Source organism: Nitratidesulfovibrio liaohensis, from assembly GCF_011682075.1.
Classification (GTDB): Bacteria; Desulfobacterota; Desulfovibrionia; order Desulfovibrionales; family Desulfovibrionaceae; genus Cupidesulfovibrio; species Cupidesulfovibrio liaohensis.
On the sequence record NZ_VSMK01000543.1, the window covers coordinates 1 to 1,447 of the forward strand.

1 protein-coding gene is annotated in these 1,447 nt (G+C 71.1%); it reads left to right on the top strand.

Annotated features, from left to right (window positions below):
- The coding region (locus tag FVW27_RS15505) for a 3'-5' exonuclease (protein WP_208294835.1) at positions 1–1,447 on the top strand (1,447 nt) is incomplete at both ends.

Consider the following 1,447-nt stretch of genomic DNA (forward strand, 5'->3'; position numbering starts at 1 on the left):
GCCGACCGCTGCGCCCGCCCCGCCGATGACCCGCGCGGCGGCAAGGGGCTGCTGGCCGATTTCCGCGCCACCTTCCCCGTGGCGTGGGAAACGTGGCTGGCGCCGTTCTACGCCCGCGCCGGGCTGATGGGCCCCTACGACACGGTGCGCGAGGTGTTCGAACGCTTCCGCGTGGCGCAGCGCCATCCGGAGGACATCGGCTACGTGCGCCGCTTTCTGGAAGTGGTGCACAACGCGGAATCGCGCGGCCTCACCTCGCTGGCCACCTTTCTGGAATTCTGGGTCGAAAGCGGCGGCGAGGAAAAGGTGCCCATGCCCGAGGCCATGGACGCCGTGCGGGTGATGACCATGCACAAGTCCAAGGGGCTGGAATTTCCGGTGGTGGTGATTCCCTTCCACCACCAGCCCGATCGCACCGACCCGCCGCTGGTGGTGGCGGAACTGGACGGACAGCCCCTGCTGGCCCCGCTGTGCCCGGAAATGGGCGACCGCTACCACCACGCGCAGGCGGCTGCCGCCGCCGAAAAGCTGCATCTGCTCTACGTGGGCTGGACGCGGCCCGTGGACGAACTGCACGCCTACGTCACCTCCACTCCGTTCGCGGAACGGAGTTCGTCCCTGCTGGCCGGGGTGCGCGCCCTGCTGACCGGGTGCGACATCGACACGGGACAGGAATACGTGGCCGGGGTAGTGCCCCCGGCACAAGGCACGGACGCGCAGGCCGCTGCGACGCGAGAGGATGCGCAGGAATCCCCATGGGAAGACGCGACTGCGCAAACAGTGCCCCCCGAAGCTCCGGAGGCCGTGCCCGCTCCGTTACCTTCCCCGGCTCCCGCCCCGGCACCAGGCCCGCTACCGGGGTACGCGGCAGCACACGCACCGGACCTGCCGTCCCCTGCCGCCCCGTGGCGGCCCATGCAGTGGCTGCCGCGCCTGAAAATATTCCGCAACCAGCTGGAGGAATTCACCTTCACCGAGCGGCGGCGCGGCATGCTGGTGCATGCCTGCCTGGAACAGCTGCGCCTTACCGGCACCCCGGACCAGGACGCCGCCCGCGCCGTGGCCCACGGCATGCGCGCCTTCCCCCTGCCGGTGCCGGAACCGGAAGCCACGGCCAACGAACTCACCGCCATGCTGGCGTGGCTGGCGGCACTGCCACAGGCCGCGCACTGGTTCACCCACGGCGTGCCGGAGCAGTCCATCATGGACGCGCAGGGCAGCATCCACCGCACCGACCTCATGGTGGACGACGGGGAAACCTGCACCGTGGTGGAATGGAAGACGGGCCGCCCCTCCGACGACCATGTGGCGCAGGTGCGCCGCTACCTGGGCCTGCTGGCCGAGGCCACCGGACGCGGTCCCGCCGGTGTGCGCGGCGTGCTGGTGTACCTTGACGGGCGCACCGTGCGGCCCGTGGCCCTGCGCACCGCCGACGCCGCCCCCCAGG